General features: G+C 65.7%; 24 protein-coding genes and 1 pseudogene. 9 read left to right on the top strand and 16 right to left on the bottom strand.

Annotated elements, in window-relative coordinates; genetic code table 11:
- The first annotated feature begins 187 nt into the window (after positions 1 to 187).
- The 4 genes from ACVMB0_RS18550 (at position 188) to ACVMB0_RS18535 (ending at position 2,977) form a co-directional block, all read left to right on the top strand.
- On the top strand, positions 188 to 1,138 hold the full coding sequence (locus ACVMB0_RS18550; protein WP_461347224.1) for a hypothetical protein: 951 nt from the start codon (positions 188 to 190) through the stop codon (positions 1,136 to 1,138).
- 47 nt (positions 1,139 to 1,185) lie between these two features.
- Entirely contained in the window at positions 1,186 to 1,740 is a 555-nt protein-coding gene (locus ACVMB0_RS18545) for a carboxymuconolactone decarboxylase family protein (protein WP_461347223.1), read from the top strand.
- A 1-nt stretch (position 1,741) separates the two neighbouring features.
- Positions 1,742 to 2,542: an SDR family NAD(P)-dependent oxidoreductase gene (locus ACVMB0_RS18540; protein ID WP_461347222.1), complete on the top strand. Its 801-nt coding sequence runs from the start codon at positions 1,742 to 1,744 to the stop codon at positions 2,540 to 2,542.
- 216 nt (positions 2,543 to 2,758) lie between these two features.
- The gene (locus ACVMB0_RS18535) at positions 2,759 to 2,977 is read left to right on the top strand and encodes a hypothetical protein (RefSeq protein ID WP_456756224.1); all 219 of its coding nucleotides are present in this window, start codon (positions 2,759 to 2,761) and stop codon (positions 2,975 to 2,977) included.
- A 36-nt stretch (positions 2,978 to 3,013) separates the two neighbouring features.
- Here the strand turns inward: ACVMB0_RS18535 and ACVMB0_RS18530 are convergent, their stop codons facing one another.
- Together ACVMB0_RS18530 and ACVMB0_RS18525 are read right to left on the bottom strand one after the other, a co-directional pair.
- Entirely contained in the window at positions 3,014 to 6,196 is a 3,183-nt protein-coding gene (locus ACVMB0_RS18530; protein WP_461347221.1) for an efflux RND transporter permease subunit, read from the bottom strand.
- 23 nt (positions 6,197 to 6,219) lie between these two features.
- Positions 6,220 to 7,467 (bottom strand): efflux RND transporter periplasmic adaptor subunit, encoded by a 1,248-nt coding sequence (locus ACVMB0_RS18525; RefSeq protein ID WP_461347220.1) that lies wholly within the window; start codon positions 7,465 to 7,467, stop codon positions 6,220 to 6,222.
- Between the two features lie 204 nt (positions 7,468 to 7,671).
- Between ACVMB0_RS18525 and ACVMB0_RS18520 the strand changes: the two genes are divergently transcribed.
- Positions 7,672 to 8,271 carry a TetR/AcrR family transcriptional regulator gene (locus ACVMB0_RS18520; protein WP_461347219.1) on the top strand — a complete coding sequence of 200 codons (600 nt, stop codon included), beginning with the start codon at positions 7,672 to 7,674 and terminating at the stop codon, positions 8,269 to 8,271.
- Positions 8,272 to 8,284: 13 nt separating this feature from the next.
- Here the strand turns inward: ACVMB0_RS18520 and ACVMB0_RS18515 are convergent, their stop codons facing one another.
- The 9 genes and pseudogenes from ACVMB0_RS18515 to phnG all read right to left on the bottom strand — a co-directional run bounded on the left by ACVMB0_RS18515 (position 8,285) and on the right by phnG (position 15,237).
- Complete coding sequence (locus ACVMB0_RS18515) at positions 8,285 to 8,896, bottom strand: pyridoxamine 5'-phosphate oxidase family protein (RefSeq protein WP_461347218.1); 612 nt, start codon at positions 8,894 to 8,896, stop codon at positions 8,285 to 8,287.
- Positions 8,897 to 8,918: 22 nt separating this feature from the next.
- A complete protein-coding gene (phnN, locus tag ACVMB0_RS18510; protein ID WP_461347217.1) occupies positions 8,919 to 9,512 on the bottom strand; it encodes a phosphonate metabolism protein/1,5-bisphosphokinase (PRPP-forming) PhnN in 594 nt (197 codons plus the stop codon).
- Positions 9,509 to 10,663, bottom strand: coding sequence for an alpha-D-ribose 1-methylphosphonate 5-triphosphate diphosphatase (locus ACVMB0_RS18505; protein WP_456798662.1), 1,155 nt, complete (start codon positions 10,661 to 10,663; stop codon positions 9,509 to 9,511). Before ACVMB0_RS18505 ends, phnN begins: the two co-directional genes overlap by 4 nt.
- Before the next feature lie 13 nt (positions 10,664 to 10,676).
- On the bottom strand, positions 10,677 to 11,375 hold the full coding sequence (gene phnL, locus ACVMB0_RS18500; protein ID WP_456798663.1) for a phosphonate C-P lyase system protein PhnL: 699 nt from the start codon (positions 11,373 to 11,375) through the stop codon (positions 10,677 to 10,679).
- An 8-nt stretch (positions 11,376 to 11,383) separates the two neighbouring features.
- Entirely contained in the window at positions 11,384 to 12,181 is a 798-nt protein-coding gene (phnK, locus tag ACVMB0_RS18495; protein ID WP_456798664.1) for a phosphonate C-P lyase system protein PhnK, read from the bottom strand.
- Positions 12,174 to 13,058 (bottom strand): alpha-D-ribose 1-methylphosphonate 5-phosphate C-P-lyase PhnJ, encoded by an 885-nt coding sequence (locus tag ACVMB0_RS18490; protein WP_461347216.1) that lies wholly within the window; start codon positions 13,056 to 13,058, stop codon positions 12,174 to 12,176. Before ACVMB0_RS18490 ends, phnK begins: the two co-directional genes overlap by 8 nt.
- Positions 13,055 to 14,159 (bottom strand): annotated as a pseudogene (locus tag ACVMB0_RS18485) (carbon-phosphorus lyase complex subunit). Before ACVMB0_RS18485 ends, ACVMB0_RS18490 begins: the two are co-directional and overlap by 4 nt.
- A gap of 3 nt (positions 14,160 to 14,162) precedes the next feature.
- Entirely contained in the window at positions 14,163 to 14,771 is a 609-nt protein-coding gene (phnH, locus tag ACVMB0_RS18480; RefSeq protein ID WP_456798667.1) for a phosphonate C-P lyase system protein PhnH, read from the bottom strand.
- Positions 14,772 to 14,775: 4 nt separating this feature from the next.
- Entirely contained in the window at positions 14,776 to 15,237 is a 462-nt protein-coding gene (phnG, locus tag ACVMB0_RS18475; protein WP_456798668.1) for a phosphonate C-P lyase system protein PhnG, read from the bottom strand.
- 104 nt (positions 15,238 to 15,341) lie between these two features.
- Between phnG and phnF the strand changes: the two genes are divergently transcribed.
- Positions 15,342 to 16,067, top strand: coding sequence for a phosphonate metabolism transcriptional regulator PhnF (phnF, locus tag ACVMB0_RS18470; RefSeq protein WP_456798669.1), 726 nt, complete (start codon positions 15,342 to 15,344; stop codon positions 16,065 to 16,067).
- 153 nt (positions 16,068 to 16,220) lie between these two features.
- Here phnF and phnE (ACVMB0_RS18465) read toward each other — a convergent pair whose 3' ends face one another.
- The 4 genes from phnE (ACVMB0_RS18465) to phnC form a co-directional block, all read right to left on the bottom strand.
- A complete protein-coding gene (gene phnE, locus ACVMB0_RS18465) occupies positions 16,221 to 17,069 on the bottom strand; it encodes a phosphonate ABC transporter, permease protein PhnE (protein ID WP_456798670.1) in 849 nt (282 codons plus the stop codon).
- A complete protein-coding gene (gene phnE, locus ACVMB0_RS18460) occupies positions 17,066 to 17,950 on the bottom strand; it encodes a phosphonate ABC transporter, permease protein PhnE (protein ID WP_456798671.1) in 885 nt (294 codons plus the stop codon). Before phnE (ACVMB0_RS18460) ends, phnE (ACVMB0_RS18465) begins: the two co-directional genes overlap by 4 nt.
- A gap of 81 nt (positions 17,951 to 18,031) precedes the next feature.
- Positions 18,032 to 18,964 carry a phosphonate ABC transporter substrate-binding protein gene (gene phnD, locus ACVMB0_RS18455; protein WP_461347215.1) on the bottom strand — a complete coding sequence of 311 codons (933 nt, stop codon included), beginning with the start codon at positions 18,962 to 18,964 and terminating at the stop codon, positions 18,032 to 18,034.
- 80 nt (positions 18,965 to 19,044) lie between these two features.
- Complete coding sequence (phnC, locus tag ACVMB0_RS18450) at positions 19,045 to 19,860, bottom strand: phosphonate ABC transporter ATP-binding protein (protein ID WP_461347214.1); 816 nt, start codon at positions 19,858 to 19,860, stop codon at positions 19,045 to 19,047.
- Positions 19,861 to 20,061: 201 nt separating this feature from the next.
- Here phnC and ACVMB0_RS18445 point away from each other — a divergent pair, with 201 nt between their 5' ends.
- The 3 genes from ACVMB0_RS18445 to ACVMB0_RS18435 are packed head-to-tail and all read left to right on the top strand — an operon-like array spanning position 20,062 to position 22,609.
- A complete protein-coding gene (locus ACVMB0_RS18445) occupies positions 20,062 to 20,727 on the top strand; it encodes a transferase hexapeptide repeat family protein (protein WP_456756599.1) in 666 nt (221 codons plus the stop codon).
- Positions 20,724 to 21,896 (top strand): alpha-D-ribose 1-methylphosphonate 5-triphosphate diphosphatase, encoded by a 1,173-nt coding sequence (locus ACVMB0_RS18440; protein WP_461347213.1) that lies wholly within the window; start codon positions 20,724 to 20,726, stop codon positions 21,894 to 21,896. The genes ACVMB0_RS18445 and ACVMB0_RS18440 overlap by 4 nt, the downstream gene beginning before the upstream one ends.
- A 20-nt stretch (positions 21,897 to 21,916) precedes the next feature.
- Positions 21,917 to 22,609 (top strand): DUF1045 domain-containing protein, encoded by a 693-nt coding sequence (locus ACVMB0_RS18435; RefSeq protein WP_461347212.1) that lies wholly within the window; start codon positions 21,917 to 21,919, stop codon positions 22,607 to 22,609.
- Positions 22,610 to 22,615: 6 nt separating this feature from the next.
- Here ACVMB0_RS18435 and hemC read toward each other — a convergent pair whose 3' ends face one another.
- Positions 22,616 to 23,626, bottom strand: a complete 1,011-nt coding sequence (gene hemC / locus ACVMB0_RS18430) for a hydroxymethylbilane synthase (RefSeq protein WP_461347211.1) — start codon at positions 23,624 to 23,626, stop codon at positions 22,616 to 22,618.
- Positions 23,627 to 23,629 lie beyond the last annotated feature (3 nt).

The raw sequence follows: 23,629 nt of genomic DNA, 5'->3' as shown, positions 1-23,629 counted from the left end.
GTCGTCGCAATAATCATGCATCAGCATGCACTGATTTTGTTATGCATGAACAGCCCCGTTCCATGGCCGCAGCACATATCTCGTGCTGCGCGTGCGAGGCCTTATGGCTCTGCGAGGCCTTGTTTCTCCGCGAGGCTTGCCGAACCCTGGCATCTTTGAAACGGTGGCGGGCAAAGGGAGACCAAGGATGATTACAGTCGAATCCGCGTTCACGACGGAAATCGTGGAGAAGGAGAGTCTGCTGGTGGGTCCCTGGCGCAGCCCGAAGCAGATGCTGCAGGCCCAGACCTACGACTCCCACGCGTCGATCCACGACGACGCAACCGCGCAGAAGCTCGGCTTCCGCGGCGGCACGATTGAAGGGCCGACCCATTTCAGCCAGTTCGCGCCGCTGTGCGAGCGGATCTGGGGCCGGGCCTGGTTCATGACCGGATGCCTCTCCGCGCATTATCGCAACCCGGTGTTCGAAGGCGAAGAGGTGCAGGCCCAGATCGAGAAGCCGAAGCCGGGGCAGACCGTTTGCACCATCGGGATGATCAAGCGCGACGGCACTGAAATCCTGCGCGGCACCGCCTCGATCGACGGTGACGGCAGCGAGACCGCGCTGAGCCATCGGCTCGGCGAACTGAAGCCGCTGACCGATCCGGTGATCCTCGCCGACATCAAGCTCGGCATGAAGACGCCGCGGCAGGCGATCAGGATGGATTTCGACCAGAACATGGGCGATCTCTACCCGTTCTCGCTGGCCGACAAGCTCAAGGTGATCACCGAGCCGTCGGACTATTATTCGCTGGAGCACAATCCCTGGGGCCGCGCCATCATCCCGATGGAGATGCTGAGCGTGCTGTTCCAGTACCGCGCCCGCGAGGACCGGTTGCCGGTCCGTGGCCCCGCCGTCGGGCTGTTCGCCGACCAGGAGATCCGGCTCGTGCGCGGGCCGCTATTCCCGGGCGAGACCTATTGGGTCGAGCGCGAGGTCGTGGCGCTCTCCGGCAGCAAGCGCACCGAGAGCATGTGGGTGCGCTCGACCGTGTTCGATGCCGACAACGCCGTCGTCGCCACCATGCTGCTCAACGGCGCCAGCATGAAGGATTCCTACGCCAACTACGAGCGCGAGCACAAGGCCCTCTACGGCTGAGGCAATAGCCGCCTGTTCCGCAAGCCGCCGCAACAAGGACAACAACAATGGCCCGCCTGCCCTATCTCGAAGCCGACCAGGTCGCGTCAGAATATCGCGACATGCTCAAGCGCAACACCAATCTGCACAAACTGCTGGTGAACTCGCCGGAGATGGCGCGGGCCTTCAACGGCGTCGGCGGCTATATCCGCTTCAAGAGCAAGCTCGATCCGCGCTTGCGCGAGCTTGCGATCCTGCAGGTCGGCTGGCTCGAGAAGTCGGAATACGAGTTCACCCACCATGTGAAGATCGGCAAGGAGTTTGGCGTCACCGACGAGGACATCCAGGGCCTGATCGCCGAGACCAACGGCCAGCCCTCGGCGCTCGAGCCGTTGGCGAAAGCGATCCTCAGGGGTGCCCGCGAGATGGTGCGCGAGCTCGCGATGTCGGAGGCGACCTTCGCCGAGATCAAGCGGGAGCTGTCCGACGAACACATGACCGACCTGGTACTGACCATCGCGTTCTACTGCGCCGTGGTGCGGGTGCTCGCCACCATGCAGATCGACAACGAGCCCACCTACAAAGAGGTACTGCAACAGTACCCGATCCCGGGAGTGAAGTGATATGCGCCTTAAAGATCGCGTCGCCATCGTCGTCGGCGCCGGGCAGAGCCCCGGCGAGGGTATCGGCAACGGCCGTGCCACCGCGCTGACCTTCGCCCGCGAAGGCGCCAAGGTGCTGTGTGTCGATTACAATCTGGATTCGGCCCAGGAGACCGTCGATCTGATCGCGGCCAAGGGCGGCACGTCAGTTGCCTTCAAGGCCGACGTCACCAGGAATGCCGACATCAAGGCGATGGTGGCGGAAGCGCATGGCCGCTGGGGCAGCGTCGATATCCTGCACAACAATGTCGGCGTCAGCCTATCCGGCGGCGATGCCGAGCTGCTCGACCTTACCGAAGAAGCGTTCGACCGCTGCGTGGCGATCAACCTGAAGAGCTGCATCCTCGCCGCCAAGCACGTGATCCCGATCATGCGCCGGCAGCAGCGCGGCTCGATCATCAACATCTCGTCGATGGCCGCGATCACGACCTATCCCTACGTCGCCTACAAGGCGACCAAGGCGGCGATGATCGCCTTCACCGAACAGCTCGCCTACCAGAATGCGCAATATGGCATTCGCGCAAACGTGATCCTGCCGGGATTGATGAACACGCCGATGGCGGTGGACACGCGGGCGCGCGAATTCAAGAAGAGCCGCGCCGAGGTCGAGGCCGAGCGCGACAGCAAGGTGCCGCTGCGTCACAAGATGGGCACCGGCTGGGATGTCGCCAATGCCGCGCTGTTTCTCGCCTCTGATGAGGCGAATTTCGTGACCGGTGTCACGTTGCCGGTCGATGGCGGCGCAAGCGTGCGGCGCGGTTAACCCGGACGATTAACCTATGTGACCACGCGCGGTTAATCTATGTGACGCAATCACGCGTTATTGCGCCGCAATGATTCGAAAAAATTGAAGTATTCCAATGACACGGCGATGTGACGGCGCGTCCACATAAATCGAAATCCTGACTCGTTGTGGTCGCACGAAATTCATCTGCGCTCGGTATCTCGCACGCCAAGAACTTCTGGAGTGCCTGGACCGATGAGCGAAGAATTCGAACTCAGACCCGATCAGTGGGATGCGCTGAAAGCGCTGCGGGCTCCCGCAGCAAACCCGTCACGGCTGAACCGATTTGCCGTCGAGAGCCTGATCACGCTCGGCTACGTCGCCATGCGCGGCGATTCGTTTGAACTGACGCCCGCGGGCCGCAAGGTGCTGGTCCGCGGTTCGTCGCTGCTGCTGCTCGATATCGCAGCCTGATCCTTCGAAGCTGACATCAAGCTTACACACGCGGCATCATGCCGCGTGTGTCTTTCCCGGGATCGTCGCCTCGCCGTGCTGCGTCAGCGGCTTCATGCCGGTGAGGCTGCGCAGCAGCACATAGAACACCGGCGTCAGGAACAGGCCGAACACCGTGACGCCGATCATGCCGGAGAACACCGCGACGCCCATCGCGCGCCGCATCTCCGAACCCGCGCCGGTCGACAGCACCAGCGGCAGCACGCCCATGATGAACGCCATCGACGTCATCAGGATCGGCCGCAGCCGCAGCCGGCTCGCCTCGATCGCGGCGCGAATCGGTGAGCGCCCGGCGAATTCGAGCTCGCGCGCGAACTCGACGATCAGGATGGCGTTCTTGGCCGACAAGCCGACCAGCACGATCAGGCCGATCTGGGTGAAGACGTTGTTGTCGCCCTTCGACAGCCAGACGCCGAACATCGCGGCCAGCAGGCCCATCGGCACGATCATGATGATCGAGAGCGGCAGCGCCAGGCTCTCATAGAGCGCGGCGAGCACCAGGAACACCAGGAGGATCGCAAGCGGAAACACCCAGAGCCCGGAATTGCCGGCGATGAACTCCTGATAGGTCAGGTCGGTCCATTCGAAGGCAAAGCCCGGCGGCAACACTTCGGCCGCGATCCGCGTCGCCGCCTCCTGCGCCTGGCCGGAGGAATAGCCGGGCGCGGCCGCGGCGTTGATGTCCGACGACAGGAAGCCGTTGTAGCGGATCGCACGTTCCGGACCCGCGCTCTGGCGGACTTTCAGCAAGGCCGACAGCGGCACCATGTCGCCGGACGACGAACGCACCTTCAATTGTCTGATGTCGTCGGCACGCGCGCGGAACGGCGCGTCGGCCTGCACATAGACCGAATAGGTGCGGCCGAATTTGTTGAAGTCGTTGACATAGTAGGAACCGAGATAGATCTGCAGCGTGTTGAAGACTTCCGTCACGGGCACGCCGAGCTGCAACGCCTTGGTGCGGTCGATGTCGGCGAACAGCTGCGGCACGTTGACCTGGAAGCTCGAGAATGCACCGGCGATCTCCGGCGCCTTCTGGATCGCACCCATGAACGCCTTCGTGGCGTCGTTCAGCGCCTCATAGCCGAGGCCCGCACGGTCCTCGATCTGCAGCTTGAAGCCGCCGATGGTGCCGAGACCGTTGACCGGCGGCGGCGGGAACATGGCGATGAAGGCGTCCTGGATCCCGGCATATTTCTTATTCAGCGCCATCGCGATCGCAGGTCCCGAGAGCGACGGATCCTTGCGCTCGTCGAACGGCTTCAACGTCGAAAACACGATGCCGGCGTTGGAGGAGTTGGTGAAGCCGGAGATCGACAGGCCGGGGAATGCCACCGAGCTTTCGACACCCGGCTGGGTCAGCGCGATGTCGCTCATCTTGCGGATCACTTCTTCGGTGCGGTCGAGCGTCGCGCCGTCGGGCAGCCGGGCAAAGCCGACCAGATACTGCTTGTCCTGGCCCGGCACGAAGCCCGACGGCACCTGCTTGAACAGCACGCCGGTCACGCCGATCAGCAGCACGTAGAGGCCGATCACCACGGCCTTGCCGTAGATCACCTTGGTGACGGTACGGCCGTAGTTCTCCGAGGACTTGGTGAAGACCTTGTTGAAGCCGCGGAAGAACCAGCCCAGCGACCGTTCCATGATCCGGGTCAGCCAGTCCTTCGGTTCGTGATGGCCCTTCAAGAGCAGCGCCGACAGCGCCGGCGACAGCGTCAGCGAGTTGATCGCCGAGATCACGGTCGAGATCGCAATGGTCAGCGCGAACTGCTTGTAGAACTGTCCCGTGAGGCCGGAGATGAAGGCGAGCGGCACGAACACCGCGATCAGGACCAGCGCGATCGCGATGATCGGGCCGGACACTTCGCGCATCGCCTGGTTGGTGGCGTCGCGCGGCGACAGCCCGGACTCGATGTTGCGTTCGACGTTCTCGACCACGACGATGGCGTCGTCGACCACGATGCCGATCGCGAGCACCAGGCCGAACAGGCTGAGCGCATTGATCGAGAACCCAAACACATGCATCACCGCGAAGGTGCCGACGATCGACACCGGCACCGCGATCAGCGGAATGATCGAGGCTCGCCAGGTCTGCAGGAACAGGATCACGACCAGCACGACGAGCGCGATCGCCTCGAGCAGGGTGTGGATCACGGCCTCGATCGAGGAGCGCACGAACTGCGTGGGATCGTAGACGATCTGGTAGGACACGCCTTCCGGCATGTTCTTCTTGATCTCGGCCATGGTGGCGCGGACATGGTCGGAGATCTCAAGCGCGTTCGAGCCCGGCGCCTGGAAGATCGGGATCGCGACCGCCTGCTTGTTGTCGAGCAGCGAGCGCAGGCCGTATTCGGAGGCGCCAAGCTCGATCCGCGCGACGTCGCGCAGCCGCACCACCTCGCCGGCTGAGCCGGTCTTGACCACGATGTCGCCGAACTGCTCCTCGGTCGACAGCCGTCCCTCGGCGTTGACGGAGAGCTGCAGGTCGAGACCCTTGACGCTCGGCGAGGAGCCGACCACGCCGGCGGCCGCCTCGACGTTCTGCGCCTGGATCGCGCGCACCACATCGCTTGCGGTCAGGCTGTGCTCGGCCGCCTTCTGCGGATCGACCCAGACCCGCATCGAATAGTCGCCCGCGCCATAGAGCTGGACGTCGCCGACGCCGTCGATCCGTGCCAGCCGGTCCTTGACGTTGAGCACTGCGTAGTTGCGCAGATACGTCATGTCGTAGCGGTTGTTCGGCGACAGCAGATGCACGACCATGGTGAGGTCGGGCGAGCTCTTCTTGGTGATGATGCCGAGCTGGCGCACCACGGCCGGCAGGCGCGGCTCGGCCTGCTGCACACGGTTCTGTACCAGCTGGGTGGCCTTGTCGGGGTCGGTGCCGAGCCGGAACGTCACCGTCAGCGTCATCGCGCCGTCGGTGGTCGCCTGGCTCGACATATAGAGCATGCCTTCGACGCCGTTGATCTGCTCCTCGATCGGCGTGGCCACCGTCTCGGCGATCACCTTCGGATTGGCGCCGGGATAGGTCGCGCGTACCACGACCGACGGCGGCACCACATCGGGATATTCCGAGATCGGCATCGCCACCAGCGAGATCAGGCCGGCCAGGAAGATCAGGATCGACAGCACGCCGGCGAAGATCGGCCGGTCGATGAAGAATTTCGAGAGATTCATGGCTTCGCCCCCGCGTGCAGCGCCTAGCGCTGCACGACGTGCTGGTTGGTTTCAGTGGATGCCTGCTGCATGCCGCGGGCGCCCATCTCGGCGACTTCCATCTTCAGAAGCGCACCGGGACGCACGCGTTGCAGGCCGTTGACGACGATGCGGTCGCCGGATTTCAGGCCGGCGGTGACGATCCGCAGGCCATCGACCGCACCGCCAAGGGTGACCGAGCGGTAGACCGCGCGGCTGTCGTCGCCGACCAGCATGACGAACTTCTTGTCCTGGTCGGTGCCGACGGCGCGCTCGTCGATCAGCACCAGGGTCTGCTGCTTGGGCTGGCCCATGCGCACGCGGGCGAACTGGCCGGGGATCAATCGCCCGTCATCGTTGTTGAACACGGCGCGGACGCGAATGGTGCCGCTCTGACCGTTGACCTGGTTGTCGATCAGCTGGATGTGCCCCTTGGCGCTGAGGCCGCCCGACGTCACCATGTCGACCGGGATCTGGTCGAGATTGCCGCGCTTGCCGGAGGCATCCGCGATCGAGTTCAGCGCGCGCAGCACCACTTCCTCGTCGGCATCGAAGCTCGCATAGATCGGATTGACCGAGACCAGCGAGGTCAGCACCGGCGACGACGTGCCTGCTGCGACGAGATTGCCGACCGTGACCTCGATCCGGCCGACCCGGCCGTCGACCGGCGCGCGGACCTCGGTATAGTCGAGATTGAGCTTTGCGGTCTGCAACGCGGCTTCGGCGGCCTTGACGTTGGCGATCGCCTCGCGATTGGTGTTGTCGCGCTGGTCGAAATCGCGCTTGGTGACGATGTTGTTGCCGACCAGCTGCGCGCCGCGCTCAACCTCATTGGCGGCAAAAACCGCACGGGCCTTGGCGGCCTCGAGCTGCGCCTGGGCCCGGTCGACCTCGGCCGCATAGGGCGCAGGGTCGATCTTGAAAAGGATGTCGCCGGCCTTCACCAGCGCGCCCTCGGTGAAGTTGGTCGACAGGATCGCACCCGCCACCCGCGGACGCAGCTGGACGCGATCGACGGCCTCGAGGCGGCCGGAGAAGTCATCGAACAGGGTGGTCGGCCGCGGCTGGATCACGGCCACGGTGACCGGCACCGCCGGTTCAGCGGCGGCGGTGGCAGTCGCGGTCGCTTGGGCGGCATGGAAATAGTGGCCGGTCGCGATCGACCCGGCCGCCCCGAGGGCGCCAAGGATCATGACACCGCCGACGACGCGTCGGAAACGGCCGGAACGGGGATTTTGGGTTGACGAGGGCATTCACGCGCTCCAGATATCTGTAGTGTTCGCTACAGATGTGGAGCTGGACGCCGGTTCGCAAGATACTTATGTATCGAGCACTATGAATTTATTATCTCATTCGTGGGGAAATGGGAAGACGCGGAAAAACATCACGTGCAACAAGAGGATAAGCCGGGGACAATCCGTCGCAGAAACGGCACCCGGCTTACGGAGCAACGACACATGGGAATGGGACGCCCCCGCGCCTTCGACGCGGACGCCGCTTTGGACCGGGCCATGGATGTGTTCTGGCGCCATGGTTACGAGGGCGCGACGATCGCGCAGCTCACCGAGGCGATGAGCATCAATCCGCCGAGCCTGTATGCCGCCTTTGGCAGCAAGGAAGGCCTGCTGAAGGCCGCGCTCGACCGCTACACCGAAAAGCGCGACGCCTGGATGGACCGGGTGCTCGATGCCCCGACCGCGCACGAGGTGGCCGAACGATTCGTGATGGAGCATGCGGACGCCCAGACCGACCCCGCAAACCCGCCCGGCTGTCTGCTGGTGCAGGGCGGCCTTGCCTGCGGCACCGGCTCGGAGAACGTTCCGTTTGAACTGGCGGCGCGTCGCACCCGAACCGAGGACCAGTTGCGCAATCGCTTCGACCGCGCCAAGGCCGAGGGTGACCTCGGCGAGAGCGTCGATCCAGCCACGCTCGCGCGCTATCTCTCCGCGGTGACGTCAGGCATGTGCGTGATGGCCTCCTCGGGTGCCGACCGCAACGCGCTGCGCGAGATCGCTGCGGTGTCGCTGAAGGCATTCGAGGAGCAGGCGAAGGGCTGAGCGGCCCGTTACGTCACCACATCGTCTGGCGCGCACGCTCCGGCCACTCGCGATCATATGTCTCGCCGCCGACCGTGTGCTCGCTCATCTCGGCGAGGATCTGGCCCGGCGTCGGCAGCGTCGTCGGATCGACCCGCTTATCGGGATTCCAGAGGTCGGAGCGCACGATCGCGCGGGCGCACTGGAAGTAGATTTCGTCCACAGTCATCACGATCACCGTGCGCGGCGCCTTGCCTTCCATCTTGAAGGAGGCGAGCAGCTCCGGCTCGGCCGTGACATGGGCGCGGCCGTTGACGCGCAGCGTGCTGCCCGAGCCCGGAATCAGGAACAGCAGCCCGACGCGGGGATCGCGCACGATGTTGCGCAGCGAATCGCAGCGATTGTTGCCGCGGCGATCCGGCATCATCAGCGTCTTCGGATCATGGATGCGGACAAAACCTGGCAGGTCGCCGCGCGGCGAGCAATCGAGCCCCTCGGGGCCAGAGGTTGCAAGCGACACGAATGGCGACCTCTCGATGAGCACACGATAGAGCGGCGTCACATGATCGGCGACCTTCACGGTCGACGCGTCGTTCGGAAAGCCGTAGATCGCCTCAAGCTGCTCGATCGTAGAAATAACCGACATCAGTGCTGTTCTCCCTCTATGGTTAGTCGTCCCAGCGCTCGCCCTTGATGATGCGGACCAGCTGTCGCGCGTGATATTCGGCGGTGCCGGAATTGACGATGGTGAAATCGGGCGTCGCCGTGCTCTCGTCGACGGCACGAGACAGCCGCTGCGCGAGCAGGCCGTCGCTGCTGCGCGCCCGCGCAGCCAGCCGTGCCGCGAGCACATCCGGCGGCGCCGTGATCGACACCACGGTCGCGTTGGCATAGTTGCGCCGCGCTGCCGCGATCACGGTGCGGGACACGTTCGCGATCACGATGCGTCCGGCGCGGATCTCGTCGTCGATCGTCCGCGACAGCGCATAGCGATGGCCGTGCGCTTCCCAGTGCATCGCATAGTCGCCGGCGGCAGCGGCGCTCTGGAAGGCGTCCGCGCCGATTTCTTCATTGTCTTCCGACGCCGAGGCCTGGCGGGTGATCAGGCGGCGGGGAAACACGATGTCACGATCACCGGCACAGGCCGCTTTCGCGAGCCCCAGCAGCGTATCCTTGCCGGCACCGCTCGGGCCGACCACCAGGATCAACCGGCCGGGACCGATCGCAGCGCGCGGCTCCGCGATGACGGACGCGTCGGTCACGCCACCCTCCCCCCTTCGCGCCAGACGCTGCGCACCACGGGCAGGTCGCGCGCGACGTGGACGCGGATCAGATCGGCGCGCCGGCCGACCGCGATCTCGCCGCGATCGATGAGCCCGACGGCTTCCGCCGGCGTCTTGGTCACCGTGCGGACGGCAGCAGCGAGATCGATCGCCGGCACATGCCGCGGCAATTGCAACGCCGCCATCAACAGGCTCGACGGGATGTAATCCGACGACAGGATGTCGAGCATGCCCTCATTGGCGAGATCGACCGCGGCGATATTGCCGGAGTGCGAGCCGCCGCGGACCACGTTCGGCGCGCCCATCAGGATGTCGATGCCTGCCGCATGCAGGCCGCGCGCGGCTTCCATCGTGGTCGGGAATTCCGCGACCGCGACCTTGTCGTTGATGGCGTCGACCACGTTCTCGTCCGTGGTGTCGTCATGGCTCGCCAGCGGGATCCTGTGCGCATGCGCCAGCGCCACGATCGCGCGGGTGTTGGCGACGGCATATTCCTTCTGGTAGGCGAAGCGCCGCGCGAACAGCACGTCGAGCTGGGCGTCGGTCATGCCGCCGCCCTTGCCGCGATAGTAGTCGCGCAGCTTGACCTCGTCGCGGAACTGGCGCTGGCCCGGCGTGTGGTCCATCAGCGACATCAGCCGCACGTCGGGCCGGTCGATCAGCTCCTTGGCCTCGGCGACGACGTCAGGCATCGGCACCTCGCAGCGCAGATGCAGGAAGTGATCGGCGCGCAGCAGGTTCTCCTCGCGCGCGGCCGAGATCGCCGCCGCCAGCACGCCGGCGCGGCCGTCGACATCCTCGGCGCCGTCCTCGCGCCAGACCCGCAGCGAATCCAGCACCGTGGTGATGCCCGAGGTCGCGAGCTGGCCATCATAGGAGATCACGGCGGCAACCGGATTCCAGAACACTTTCGGCCGCGGCACGTAGTGCATCTCGAGATGGTCGGTGTGCAGCTCGATCAGCCCGGGCATCAGCAGATCGCCGCCGGCATCCTCGGCAGCCTCCGGCGCCCTGCCCTCGCCGAACTCGGCGATCTTGCCATCCGCGATCGCGAGCCAGCCCTGCTCGATCACGCGATCGGCGAGGACCAGCCGGGCGTTGCCGATGATGGTGTCTTGCTTGGCGGTCATTGCAAACGGTCCTTCAGGCGGCAGCGGCGAACGAGGTGACGTCGACGATCCGGTCGGCGATCAGATGACGGATTTCGTCGTCATGGACAATGGCGACCATGGCGACGCCCTTGGTCTTTTTCTCGGCAATCAGCTCGACCACCACGGCGCGATTCGGCGCGTCGAGCGAAGCGGTCGGTTCGTCCAGCAGCAGGATCGGCAGGTTCGAGATGAAGCCGCGCGCGATGTTGACGCGCTGCTGCTCGCCGCCGGAGAAGGTCGAGGGCGGCAGGGTCCACAGCCGCTCCGGGATGTTGAGCCGGCGCAGCAGTTTCCCGGCGCGCTCGCGGGCCTCCTCGCGCGTCGCGCCGTTGACGATCAGCGGCTCGGCGACGACGTCGATGGTCGCCACCCGCGGCACCGCGCGCAGGAACTGGCTGACATAGCCGATGGTCGAGCGGCGGATGCTGAGCACCTGGCGCGGCTCGGCGGTCGCAAGGTCGATCACCGTGCCGTGGTGGCGGATGCCGATCCGGCCGCTGTCGCAGCGATAGTTGCCGAAGATCATCTTCAGAATCGAGGATTTGCCGGCGCCCGACGGGCCCGACAGCACCACGCATTCACCTGCGACGACGTGGAACGAGACGCCACGCACCACGGGCAGTTCGACGCCGCCCTGCAGATGCATGGTGAAGGTCTTCTCGGCGTTGGCAAGTTCGATCATCGCGGTCATTGGCAAGCTCATGGCGGCAGGATCGAGGAAACGAGCAGCTGGGTGTAGGGCTCGCGCGGATCGTCGAGCACCTGGTCGGTGAGACCGGTCTCGATCACGCGGCCGCCCTTCATCACCATCACGCGATGCGACAGCAGGCGCGCAACGGCGAGATCGTGGGTCACGACGATGGCGGCGAGGCCAAGCTCGCTGACCAGGTTGCGCATCAGGTCGAGCAGCCGCGCCTGCACCGAGACGTCGAGGCCGCCGGTCGGCTCGTCCATGAACACCAGCCGCGGCTCGGTGACGAGGTTGCGCGCGATCTGCAATCGCTGCCGCATGCCGCCGGAATAGGTTTTCGGCGCGTCGTCGATACGGCCGACATCGATCTCGACCCGCTCCAGCCAGGTCGATGCGGTGTCGCGGATCCGGCCGTAGTGATTCCATCCCACAGCCATCAGCCGTTCGCCGACATTGGCGCCGGCCGAGACGCCCATGCGCAATCCCTGCGCCGGGTCCTGATGCACAAAGCCCCAGTCGGTGCGGAACAGGAAGCGCCGCTCGGCCTCGCCGAGCTCGGCGAGATCGCGCAGCACGCCGTCGCGCATCCGGTACGACACCCGGCCCGCGCTCGGCGCGAGCTGCGCCGAAAGCAGTTGCAGCAAGGTCGACTTGCCCGAACCGGACTCGCCGACGATCGCCAGCACCTCGCCGGGATACAGCGCGAACGAGACGTCGCGGCAGGCGGGAAGCCGGCCGTAATTCTTGGCGAGCCCGTCGGCCACCAGCAGCGGCTGGTCGTTGTCGAGGCTTGCGAGCTCAGGCATGCGCCTTCTCCTTGTGGGGCGCGGCGCTCTCGGTGCCGTGATGGCCGGCGGCCTGGCGCTGCTCGCAGAAGTCGGTGTCGGAGCAGACGAACATCCGCCCGCCTCTGTCGTCGGTGACGATCTCGTCGAGATAGGAATTGTCGGCGCCGCACAGCGCGCAGGGCGCGTTGAAGCGGTACCGCGTGAACGGGTGATCCTCGAAATCCAGCGACACCACCGTGGTGTAGGGCGGGATCGCGTAGATGCGCTTCTCGCGGCCGGCGCCGAACAGCTGCAGCGCCGCGCAATTGTCCATCTTCGGATTGTCGAATTTCGGGGTCGGCGACGGGTCCATCACATAGCGCGCATTCACCTTCACCGGATAGGCGTAGGCGGTCGCGATGTGGCCGAAGCGCGCGATGTCCTCGTACAGCTTGACGTGCATCAGGCCGTATTCGGCGAGCGCGTGCATCCGCCGCGTCTCGGTCTCGCGCGGCTCCAGGAAGCGCAGCGGCTCGGGGATCGGCACCTGATAGACCAGCACCTGGCCTTCATGCAGCGACGCCTCGGGAATCCGGTGCCTGGTCTGGATCACGGTCGCCTCTACGGTCGAGGTCGTGGTCGCGACACCTGCGGTCTTGCCGAAGAACTTGCGGATCGAGATCGCGTTGGTGGTGTCGTCCGAGCCCTGGTCGATCACCTTCAGCACGTCGTCGGGACCGAGGATCGCGGCCGTCACCTGCACGCCGCCGGTGCCCCAGCCATAGGGCATCGGCATCTCGCGGCTGGCGAACGGCACCTGGTAGCCGGGGACCGCGATCGCCTTGAGGATCGCGCGGCGGATCATCCGCTTGGTCTGCTCGTCGAGATAGGCGAAATTGTATGTCGGCGCGCTCATTCCGCGGCCTCCTGCAGTTCGATCGCCTGATTGGCCTCGGCAAATTCCTGCCGCAGCTTGCGCAGCAGGCCGAGCTCGGACTGGAAGTCGACATAATGTGGCAGCTTGAGATGCTCGACGAAGCCGGTCGACTGCACATTGTCGGAGTGCGACATCACGAACTCCTCGTCCTGCGCCGGCGCCGCCGCTTCCTCGCCGAGCTCGCGTGCCCGCAGCGCGCGGTCGACCAGCGCCATCGACATGGTCTTGCGCTCGCTCTGGCCGAAGGCGAGGCCATAGCCGCGGGTGAAGCACGGTGCCTCTGATGTCGAGCCCTTGAACTGGTTGACCATCTGGCATTCGGTCAGCTCGATCGAGCCGAGCGGCACCGCAAAATCGACGTCCTCGGCGAACAGCTCGACCTCGACCTCGCCGAAGCGAATCTCGCCGGCGAAGGGGTGATTGCGGCCATAGCCACGCTGCGTCGAATAGCCGAGCGCGAGCAGGAAGCCCTCGTCGCCGCGCGCCAGGTTCTGCAGCCGCAGATCGCGATCGGCCGGGAAGCTCAGCGGCTCGCGCGTGAGGTCGCCGACCGGCGCGTTGCTATCTGCCTGCGGCGAGGATTCGATCAGGCCATCGCGGCCCGAGGATATCGGTGACCCGCGGCGTTGCCGCCTGCGACGCCTCCGCGGTGGCCGGCCGCTCCGGCATGAAGCCTGCCGCGAGCTGCGGATCGAGCAGGCGATGGGTGTAGTCGAAAGTCGGTCCCAGGATCTGGCCGCCCGGGACGTCCTTGAAGGTCGAGGAGATCCGCCGCCGCACCAGCATCTCGCCGGTGTCGACCGGTTCGGTGGCGCCGAAGCGCGGCAGCGTGGCGCGGAAGGCGCGGACCAGGAAGATCGCCTCGATCATGTCGCCGCGCGCCTGCTTGATCGCCAGCGCCGCCAACTCGCGGTCGTATAGCGAGCCCTCGGTCATCACGCGATCGACACCGAGCGCGAGTTGCTCGGAGATCTGCGCCAGCGTCACCTCGGGCACATCGCGATCGCCGCGCCGCTCATGCGCCAGCAGGCGATGAGCGTTCTCGATGGCGCGTTCGCCTCCCTTGACGGCTACATACATCGCTCACACTCCGCTTGCGATCAGCCGCGTGGTGCGCGGGATCGCGACAATGGCGTCGTCATGGACCAGCACGACATCGATGCCGCGCGGGAACAGGACTTCGTTGATTGCGAGCCGCTGAAACAGATCGCGCGGCTTGATCATCGCCTGCAGCAACGCGCTGCCGTCGATGCCGGGCCCTTTCAGCTCGAAGGCCGGCCCCTGGGTCAGGCTGTCGACCTGGAGAATCAGCGTAGTCGACCGGTCCGGATATTCGCTGCTGCCGAGCGCGAAGCGCTCCAGCGCTGGCAGGTTCGCGGCATCGCCGATCAGCGCGAAGCTTGCGATCGAGGAATCCCCGACCACCGGCGCGCCGGCGTGAAACTTCAGCCAGCGGGCGACATCCGGCGTCGCCGACATCGCGGCATCGAGCCAGATCGGCGTGTCGTGATCGAACAGCGTCAGCGCGATCGCGGCCGAGCCGCGCATCATGCCGGCGGGCACCCCGACGCTTGCTGCGACGCGCTGCACGCTGCCTGGACGCGCCATCGCATCCATCACGGAACGGAAGGTGGATTGCGCCGACAGCACCTTGTCGGCAAAGCCTGCGGGCATTTCGGCAATCGTCGTCATTGCATCACCCCTCACCGCGCACCATCGTGTAGAAATCGACCCGCGTCGCCGCGGTCTCCGCGGCCTTGCGGGCGCGTTCAGCATTCATCGCGGCACGCAGCGGCGCGATCACCTTGGTCTCCACCTCGCCGGACAACGCCGCCGATTGCACCATGGCGTCGCACAGCGCGATCATCCGCGCCTTCTCTGCATCGCGGCCGAGCGTGTAGCCGAAGCCGACCTCGCCGGTGGCAAGCCGCACCGCCGCGCGCGACACCGTCGCCTCGCCGAGATTGAACGGCGCGCCGTCGCCGCCGATCCGTCCGCGCAGCATCACAAGGCCGTTTTCCGGTTCACGGAGGTTCTCGTGCGCGGGCATTGCGATCGCCGCCAGCCTGCCCGCGATATCCGCAGCCGCGGAGTGCGCCAGCACCGTCATCGCAGCCTTGCGCTGGGCCTGCTTGCTGTTTGATCCGGTCGAACTCATTGGCAACCTTGCTTGTATCAAGTTGTCTATGATACTAGACAACTTGATAGCGGAGCGCCATGACTGTTTCGTGACAAACCGAAGATTTCTGGTATCACCGCGCGATGAGCATGCAGGAAAGTTCCGGCGTCGCCTTGTGGCGGCAGGTCGCCGACGGCATCGAGCGCGGCATCGCTGACGGCCGCTTTGCCGCGGGCGAAAAGCTGCCCGGCGAGATGGAGATCGCCGAGACTTACCGCGTCAATCGCCACACCGTGCGGCGCGCGCTCGCCGCATTGGCGGAGCGCGGACTGGTGCGCGCCGAGCGCGGCAGCGGCACCTATGTCGAAGCCCAGCGCCTCGCCTATCCGTTGCGCTCGCGCACGCGATTCTCGGAGATCGTCGGCGCCGGCGGCCACGAACCGCGTGGCCAGCTGATCGAGGCCGGTGAGGATATTGCCAACCGCGAGATCGCGCGTGAGCTGGGCCTGAAGATCGGTGCGCCGCTGATCCGGATCGAAGCGGTGCGGCTTGCCGACCGGACACCGATCTGCGTCTCCACCACATGGCTGTCCGCCGAGCGATTTCCCGATGCCGGCAGCGTGTTCGCCAATGTCCACTCGATGACCAAGCTGCTCGGACATTACGGCGTGAAGGATTATCACCGCGCCTCGACCCGGATCACCGCCGCGATTGCCGATGCCACCGATGCGGCGCGGCTCGACCTGCCGCTGGGACGGCCGGTGCTGGTGGTCGATGCCACCGATGTCGACATGCTGGACCAGCCGCTGGTGACCAAGCGCTCGCGCTTCGCCGCCGAGCGCGTCGAGTTTCTGGTCGAGAACGGCTGATCGCTCTGCTCTCTCGCCCCGCTCTTGCGGGGAGAGGGTTGGGGTGAGGGGCTGTCTCCGCGAATTCGACAGATATGAGCACGGGGAAGCACCCCTCACCCGGATTGCTTCGCAATCCGACCTCTCCCCGCAAGAGCGGGGCGAGGTGGAGTCCTACGCCACCGCTCGCCGTCCGATGATGGCGAAGCGCAGCTTGCTCGAGACGAAGTCGATCGCAGCGACCGCGATCAGGATCATCAGGATCAGGAACGACACCTTCTGCCATTCCAGCACGCGAATCTGCTCGGCGAGCTGCAGGCCGATGCCGCCGGCGCCGACGATGCCGATGATGGTGGCCGAGCGGGTGTTCGACTCGATGAAATAGAGCACCTGTCCGGCGATGACAGGCAGCACCTGCGGCAGCAGCCCGAAGCGAATCTCATGCAGCGCATTGCCGCCGGAGGCGCGGATGCCCTCGACCTGCTTGCGGTCGGCCGCCTCGATCGCCTCGGAGAACAGCTTTCCGAACGCGCCGAAGTCGGAGACCATGATCGCGAGCACGCCGGCGAACGGACCGAGCCCGACGACGTTGATCCAGACCAGCGCCCAGATCAGCGTATCGACGCCGCGGATCGTGTCCAGGAAGCGCCGCACCGGGAATCGGATGAAATTCGAGGGGATGACGTTGCGGGCCGCCAGCAGGCTGACCGGCAGCGCCAACAGCGCCGCAAGCGTGGTGCCGAGCAGCGCGATCGACAGCGTCTCGCCGAGCGCCTGCATGTAGAGCGGGAATGATGCGCCGGGATTCGGCGGGATCATCAGCATGGTGATCCAGCCGAGCTGGCCGACGCCCGAGATCAGCCTGGACGGCGAGAAGTCGAGATCGACCAGGCCGAACACGAAGATCGCGAACGCGACCGCGATCATCGCGGGCAATGCCAGCCGCGCCGATGCCGGCCGCTCGAAGGCGTCGGGATATTTCGCACGGAGTTCGGCGGCATCCGGCTTCGGCATCTGGCTCATCGGCGCGTCTCCTTGCCGAACAGCCGGCCGCGCAGCCAGCCGGTCGAGATGTCGATGATGAACACGGTGAGGATAATGGTGACGAGGATGGCGCTGACGTCCGAGTAATAGAACTTGCGGATCGCGACCACGAGCTCCTGGCCGATGCCGCCGGCGCCGACGAAACCCATCACCGACGCCTCGCGGACATTGATCTCGAAGCGCAGCAGCGCGTAGCTGGCGTATCCGGCCGAGACCTGCGGCAGGATGGCAAAGCGCATGCAGGACAGCCAGCTCGCGCCGGTGGAGCGGATGCCCTCGACCGGCTTCATGTCGGCATTTTCGACGATCTCGGCAAACAGCTTGCCGAGCGCGCCTGTGGTGTGGATCGCGATCGCCAGCACGCCGGCCATCGGGCCGAGGCCGAACGCGATCACGAAGATCAGCGCGAACACGATGCCGGGCACGGTGCGGGCGAATTCCAGCAGGCGGCGGATGATGAAGCGCACCCAGGGCCCCGGCGAGGTATTTTGGGCGGCGAAGAAATTGAGCGCGAAGGCGAACACCGCGCCGGTCAACGTGCCGACATAGCTGATCAGGAGCGTCTCGCCGAGCATCCTCAGCCATTTGTGCCAGCCCCAGAACCATTCGGCGGGGTCGGTCCAGACCCGCGCGCCGGAATCGAGCGTGAGGATGCGATCGAAATAACTGACGAAATTGCCGAAATAGGTGAACAGCGTGCGCAGGTTCACCTCGGCGCCGAACGCGGCGACGACCAGGGCGACGCAGAACGCCGCGGTCGCCAGCGCGCCCCTCAGCCGCTTGCGCGCAACCGCCTTGCGGTAGGCGTCTTCCAGCACCGCCAGTTGCTGGGCCGGAAGGATGGATACGGCAGTTGCCATCGTGTTGATCAGCCGGGCTGGAGGTTCAACGGAAAGAGCCGGGTTATGAAAAACCCGGCTCCGCATGTCTCCGTGGTGCGATCAGCTCGCCTTCTTGCGCAGCCTGTCGACGAACTTGATCAGCTCGATCGTGCTGTCCCAATCCTTGGTCGTGGCGGGATGGAAACCCTTCTTCTGGCCGTCGGAGAGACGGTCGAACGCGGCCTTGTCCTTGGTCGGCGCGTCGAAGAAGGCCTTGGCGATCGCCGCCTTCAGGTCCTCCGGAAGGTCGGAGTTATAGGCGTAGGGGCCGTTGATGATCGGCGACGACTTGTTGATGATGCGGAAGTCGTCCTTCTTCATCGCCGAGCCGTCGGCGTTCTTCAGCATGCCCTTGGTCAGCATCTGCGCGAGCGTCGAATCGTCGTCGTTGGTCCACTGATTGGCCGCCATGTCGACGGTGCCCTGCGCCAGCGCCAGCACGGCGTTTTCGTGGCTGCCCGTGAACACGACCTTGCCGAAATAGCCCTCGGCATCGGGAATGCCCATTTTGTCGAGTTCGAAGCGCGGCACGTTGTTGCCCGATGTCGAATTCGGGTCGACCAGGCCGAGGTTCTTGCCCTTCAGATCCTCGACCTTCTTGTAGGGGCTCGACGCCTTCACGTAAAACACCGAGTAGTAGCCGGTCGAACCGTCCTGGTTCATGTCGTTGGCGAAGGCGTCGGTCTTGACGCCGGTGAGGCGTGCGCGGGCGAACGACGCCGAACCGTAGCTGGCGATCTGGATGTTGCCGGCGTGCTGACCTTCGATCACGGCGGCGTAGTCGTTGGCGATGCGCAGCGTGACCTTCACGCCGAGCTCCTTCGATAGATACGCCACGAACGGCGTCCAGCGCTCGGTGACGCCCGAGGCGTTCTCGGCCGGCACCACCGCGAAGGTGAGCTCCGGATATTTGGCCTTCCAGTCCTGCGCGGACGCCGAACCGGCGAAGGCCAGCGCGGCAGCGCCGACCAGAATGATGCGACGAGTGAACATGACTACCCCTCTTTTGTGGTTACACACCTGTTGGCCGGGCAAAACGCCCAGCCTCGCAGATCAAGAAAAATGCGCGACGCTCAGGCCGCGGCAGCGGTGCCGAGCGCCGGCGCGGTCGCACCGTCGGGCGCGGGCAGCGGCGCCGCGCCGATGACGTCATTGGCCTCGAGGTCATAGAGCTCGCGGGCGATATGGTCGGTCAGCGCCGCAGGTGCGCCGTCGAACACCACGCGGCCGGCCGCCATGCCGACCAGGCGGTCGCAATAGGTTCGCGCCAGCTCGAGCGAGTGCAGGTTGCAGAGCACCGTGATGCGGAAATGCTTGTTGATGCGCAGCAGCGCATCCATCACGATCTTGGTGTTCCGCGGATCGAGCGAGGCGATCGGCTCGTCGGCGAGGATGATATCGGGCTCCTGCACCAGCGCGCGGGCGATCGCAACGCGCTGCTGCTGGCCGCCGGAAAGCTGGTCGGCGCGCTGCGCCGCGAGCTGGGCAATATCGAACTGATCGAGCGCGGACATCGCCAGCGCCCTGTCCTGCTCCGGCCAGACCTGCGCCAGCGAGCGCCAGGACGGAATCTGCGCAAGCCGGCCCATCAGCACATTGGTCAGCACGTCGAGCCTACCGACCAGATTGAACTGCTGGAAGATCATCGCCGAACGTGCCCGCCACTGCCGCAGCTCCTTGCCGCGCAGCGCGGTGACGTCGATGCCCTCGAACAGGATGCGGCCGGAGGTCGGATCGGCGAGACGGTTGATCATCCGCAGCAGGGTCGACTTGCCGGCACCGGAGCGGCCGATCACACCGACAAAGCTGCCCGGCGCGATCGAAAACGATACGTTGTCGACTGCGGCTTTTGTGCCGAACCGGCACGTCAAACCTTCCACCACCAGCATGCAATGCTCCAACCGCGTCGCGTTTGGGCCATCGCTATCCCCGGCGTTTTACAGTTATGTGACGTGACGTTGCGGTGCGGCGATCGTCCACACCCGCTCGCATGTCGTCATCCTAACGTCATGATGCCGTCATCAAGCATCCCGATGACGGGCCCCATCTCCCCGGAAGCCAACGATTTGCAAGAATTGCGGAGGGCCCTGATGGCCGGAAAAACACTCTCGGTTGTGCCGACCATCGACCCGACCGCGTCGGTCCGCGAGAGCAAGCTCGGCAAATATACCGAGGTCGGCGCGCGCACGATCCTGCTTGAAGTCAGCATGGATGACTATTCCTACGTCGTGAACGACAGCCAGATCACCTACACCTCGATCGGCAAGTTCTGCTCGATCGCGGCGATGACCCGGATCAACCCCGGCAACCATCCGATGCATCGCGCGACGCAGGCGCACTTCACCTACCGCGCCAGCGCCTACTTCCCCAGAGAGAGCGACGACGTCGATTTCTTCAACTGGCGACGTGCGCATCACGTGCATATCGGCCATGACGTCTGGATCGGTCACGGCGCGATCCTGCTGCCGGGACGGAACATCGGAACCGGCGCCGTGGTCGCCGCCGGTGCGATCGTGACCAAGGATGTCCCCGCCTATACGATCGTTGCCGGCAATCCGGCGCGTCCGATCAAGCGGCGCTTTTCCGAGACCACGGCGGATCGCCTTGCGGCGCTCGCATGGTGGGACTGGGATCACGAAACACTTCGTCGTGTGCTGCCCGATTTTCGCAAGCTCACGGCCGAAGAATTCCTCGACAAGTATGAGGCCGAGGCCGTATCCCAATCACTGGACAAACAACGGAGCGCCGCATCGTGACGGATATCTTCATCGAAGGCGGGCGCGCGCTGGTTGACGGGGCATTGGTCGAGACCTCGCTGCGGACCGCCGGCCGCGACATCGGCGCGCTCGACGCCGAGCAGGGTCGCGCCGCGCTTCATATCGACGCCAAGGGCCTGCTGGTGCTGCCCGGCATCATCGATCTGCACGGCGATGCGTTCGAGCGGCAGATGATGCCGCGCCCAGGTGTCGACTTCCCGACCGACGTGGCGATTGTTGACAGCGACCGGCAGGCGATCGCCAACGGCATCACCACCGTGTTCCACGGCACCACCTGGTCGTGGGAGCCCGGCCTGCGCAGCGCTGAGAACGCGCGCAAGCTGCTCGATGCGATCGAGGCACTGCGGCCGCAGCTCGCCGCCGATACCCGCTTCCATCTGCGTCACGAGACCCACAATCTCGACGCCGAGGCCGAGATCATTCAATGGCTCACCGAAGGCCGCATCGATCTGTTCGCCTTCAACGACCACAGCAACGTCAAGCCGAAGAAGCGTAACCAGCTCGCCGAACGTAGCGGACTCTCCGTCGACGCCGTCAACGACATGCTCGATCGGATCGTGGCGCGCCGTCCCGAGGTGCCGGCTTCGATCAGGCGGCTGGCTGCGGCTGCACGCGCGGCTGATATCCGCATGCTGTCGCATGACGACAACAGCCCGGCGATGCGCCAGGAGTTTCGTGCGCTCGGCGCCACGATCGCCGAATTCCCCGTCAACGAGGAGACCGCGCGCGATGCCGCGGCTGCCGGCGACTTCATCGTGTTCGGCGCGCCCAACGTGGTGCGCGGCGGCAGCCACACCGGCTGGACCAAGGCCTCCGACATGATCGCGCAGGGCCTCTGCTCGGTGCTGGCGTCGGATTATTATTATCCGGCGCAGCTGCTCGCGGCGTTCCGGCTCGCCGCCGACGGCATCCTGCCGCTTACGGAGGCGTGGGACCTGATCTCGTCGGCGCCGGCGCGCGCCGCCGGGCTCGCCGATCGCGGCGTGCTCGCCACGGGCTGCCGCGCCGACGTCATCGTCGTCGACGACAAGGTGCCAATGCGCCCGCGCATCGTCGCCGTGATCGCGGCCGGGCGGCTGGTGCATCTCGCCGACGCAAGCTGCCTCGTTCATTCGTTCGCGCAGCGCAAGGCGGTTGCGGCCGCGTAGTCAGGCTCTATTCTGCCGCCATGACTTCCATCCCGCGCTACGCGATCTATTATACGCCGCCGCCCGACAGCGCCTTGCATCGCTTCGGCTCGACACTGCTCGGTTACGATGCCGTTGACGGCAACGACCTGCCGTTTCCCGATGGCGTCGCGCCGGACTGGCGCGAGGTGACGGCGGATCCGCGCAAATACGGTTTTCACGCCACGCTGAAGGCGCCCACCGCGCTCGCCGACGGCAGGAGCGAGTCCGAACTTCTCGACGCCTGCGCCGCCTTCGCCGGACGCGCGCGGCGCATTCCCGTGATCGAACCGGTGGTCGATGCCATCAGCGGCTTCATTGCCGTGATCCCGGCCAGCCGCTCGGATGAATTGCAGCAGCTTGCCGCCGACTGCGTCACCGAATTCGACAGGTTTCGCGCGCCACTCACGCCGGACGATCGCGCGCGGCGCAAACCCGAACGGCTCACGGAACGGCAGCGCGACTATCTCGACCGCTGGGGCTATCCCTACGTCATGGAGGAATTCCGCTTCCACATGACGCTGACCGGGCGGTTGAGCGACGAACGGCGCGGCCCTATCGTAGCGCAACTGCGCGAACGGTTCGCGGCAATCGAGCTTGCAACGCTCGCGGTCGACCGCATCGCGCTGTTCAAGCAAGCCGATCGTGCATCCCGGTTCCGGATCATCGACAGCTGGCCCTTGCGCGCGCAATAGCGGACGCTACTCGTCCACCCTGGTGCGGGCGATGATCTCGGCGGCGCCTTTCTCCAACAACTCCATGCCGACGGCGCGGCCGAGTTCGCGCGGTCGATCCGAAGGCCCGTGCCGCGTCACCTCGATGAAGCCGGCGCCTCCCTCGTCGAGCACCGAGGCGCGCAGCGTCATCTCGTTTCCGGAGAGCGTAGCGTGGCCGGCGATCGGCGAGTTGCAATGGCCGTTGAGCACCCACAGCACCTCGCGCTCGGCCTCGGCGGCAAGCCGCGACGCCGCCTTGTCGATCGCGGCAAGCCGCGCCCGCGTCGCCCAATCGGTCGCGACGCATTCGACCGCGACGATGCCCTGGCCGACCGCCGGCAGCATCTCGCCGACGGAGAAATCATGTGCGATGCGCGCGGTCATGCCGATGCGCTCGAGGCCGGAGCGCGCCATGACCAGCGCATCCGCCGGCCCGACCTCGCCGCCATCCGGCAATCGCTGCTTGTCGCCGCGATCGAGTTTTGCGACTCGCGTGTCGGCAGCACCGCGATAATGGATCACGGTTGCTTCCGGAAACAGCCGGCGCAGATAGGCGGCGCGGCGCACCGCGTTGGTACCGATCATGAAGCCCTTGCCGCGGGCGGCGCGCAGGGTCTCCAGTGACAGGCCCGGCCGCAGCACCAGGCTGTCATTGGCGGCGTCGCGCGCCAGCATCGCCGCGAGGACCAGACCCGGCGTCTCCTCATTGCCCGGCACGTCCTTCAGCGAATGCATCGCGGCCTGCAAGGTGCCCGCGCGCATCGCCTCGCGGATCTCGGCGACGAAGGCGCCGCCCTTGCCGCCGTGACGCAGCAACTTGCTGGTCTGGTCCTGGTCGCCGCGGGTCTCGAACTTGACGATCTCGACGGCAAGGTCCGCTGCCGAGGCGCGCAGCAGCCGCGCGACCTCATCCGTCTGCGCGAGTGCCATCGCGCTCTTGCGCGTCCCAATCCGCAAAACCTGTCCCGACACGAAAGCTCCGCTGCGCGTGATCATCAA

Source organism: Bradyrhizobium sp. USDA 4451, assembly GCF_054822585.1.
The sequence above is the reverse complement of the archived record's forward strand: the minus strand, read 5'-3'. Positions and strand labels throughout refer to the sequence as shown.

What these genes read in the sequence shown, in the direction of transcription:
- ACVMB0_RS18550 (WP_461347224.1), top strand. Translation starts at nt 188, where the DNA reads ATGATTACAGTCGAATCCGCGTTCACGACGGAAATCGTGGAGAAGGAG.
- ACVMB0_RS18545 (WP_461347223.1), top strand. Translation starts at nt 1,186, where the DNA reads ATGGCCCGCCTGCCCTATCTCGAAGCCGACCAGGTCGCGTCAGAATAT.
- ACVMB0_RS18540 (WP_461347222.1), top strand. Translation starts at nt 1,742, where the DNA reads ATGCGCCTTAAAGATCGCGTCGCCATCGTCGTCGGCGCCGGGCAGAGC.
- ACVMB0_RS18535 (WP_456756224.1), top strand. Translation starts at nt 2,759, where the DNA reads ATGAGCGAAGAATTCGAACTCAGACCCGATCAGTGGGATGCGCTGAAA.
- ACVMB0_RS18530 (WP_461347221.1), bottom strand. Translation starts at nt 6,196, where the DNA reads ATGAATCTCTCGAAATTCTTCATCGACCGGCCGATCTTCGCCGGCGTG.
- ACVMB0_RS18525 (WP_461347220.1), bottom strand. Translation starts at nt 7,467, where the DNA reads ATGCCCTCGTCAACCCAAAATCCCCGTTCCGGCCGTTTCCGACGCGTC.
- ACVMB0_RS18520 (WP_461347219.1), top strand. Translation starts at nt 7,672, where the DNA reads ATGGGAATGGGACGCCCCCGCGCCTTCGACGCGGACGCCGCTTTGGAC.
- ACVMB0_RS18515 (WP_461347218.1), bottom strand. Translation starts at nt 8,896, where the DNA reads ATGTCGGTTATTTCTACGATCGAGCAGCTTGAGGCGATCTACGGCTTT.
- ACVMB0_RS18505 (WP_456798662.1), bottom strand. Translation starts at nt 10,663, where the DNA reads ATGACCGCCAAGCAAGACACCATCATCGGCAACGCCCGGCTGGTCCTC.
- phnL (WP_456798663.1), bottom strand. Translation starts at nt 11,375, where the DNA reads ATGACCGCGATGATCGAACTTGCCAACGCCGAGAAGACCTTCACCATG.
- phnK (WP_456798664.1), bottom strand. Translation starts at nt 12,181, where the DNA reads ATGCCTGAGCTCGCAAGCCTCGACAACGACCAGCCGCTGCTGGTGGCC.
- ACVMB0_RS18490 (WP_461347216.1), bottom strand. Translation starts at nt 13,058, where the DNA reads ATGAGCGCGCCGACATACAATTTCGCCTATCTCGACGAGCAGACCAAG.
- phnH (WP_456798667.1), bottom strand. Translation starts at nt 14,771, where the DNA reads ATGACGACGATTGCCGAAATGCCCGCAGGCTTTGCCGACAAGGTGCTG.
- phnG (WP_456798668.1), bottom strand. Translation starts at nt 15,237, where the DNA reads ATGAGTTCGACCGGATCAAACAGCAAGCAGGCCCAGCGCAAGGCTGCG.
- phnF (WP_456798669.1), top strand. Translation starts at nt 15,342, where the DNA reads ATGAGCATGCAGGAAAGTTCCGGCGTCGCCTTGTGGCGGCAGGTCGCC.
- phnE (WP_456798670.1), bottom strand. Translation starts at nt 17,069, where the DNA reads ATGAGCCAGATGCCGAAGCCGGATGCCGCCGAACTCCGTGCGAAATAT.
- phnE (WP_456798671.1), bottom strand. Translation starts at nt 17,950, where the DNA reads ATGGCAACTGCCGTATCCATCCTTCCGGCCCAGCAACTGGCGGTGCTG.
- phnD (WP_461347215.1), bottom strand. Translation starts at nt 18,964, where the DNA reads ATGTTCACTCGTCGCATCATTCTGGTCGGCGCTGCCGCGCTGGCCTTC.
- phnC (WP_461347214.1), bottom strand. Translation starts at nt 19,860, where the DNA reads ATGCTGGTGGTGGAAGGTTTGACGTGCCGGTTCGGCACAAAAGCCGCA.
- ACVMB0_RS18445 (WP_456756599.1), top strand. Translation starts at nt 20,062, where the DNA reads ATGGCCGGAAAAACACTCTCGGTTGTGCCGACCATCGACCCGACCGCG.
- ACVMB0_RS18435 (WP_461347212.1), top strand. Translation starts at nt 21,917, where the DNA reads ATGACTTCCATCCCGCGCTACGCGATCTATTATACGCCGCCGCCCGAC.
- hemC (WP_461347211.1), bottom strand. Translation starts at nt 23,626, where the DNA reads ATGATCACGCGCAGCGGAGCTTTCGTGTCGGGACAGGTTTTGCGGATT.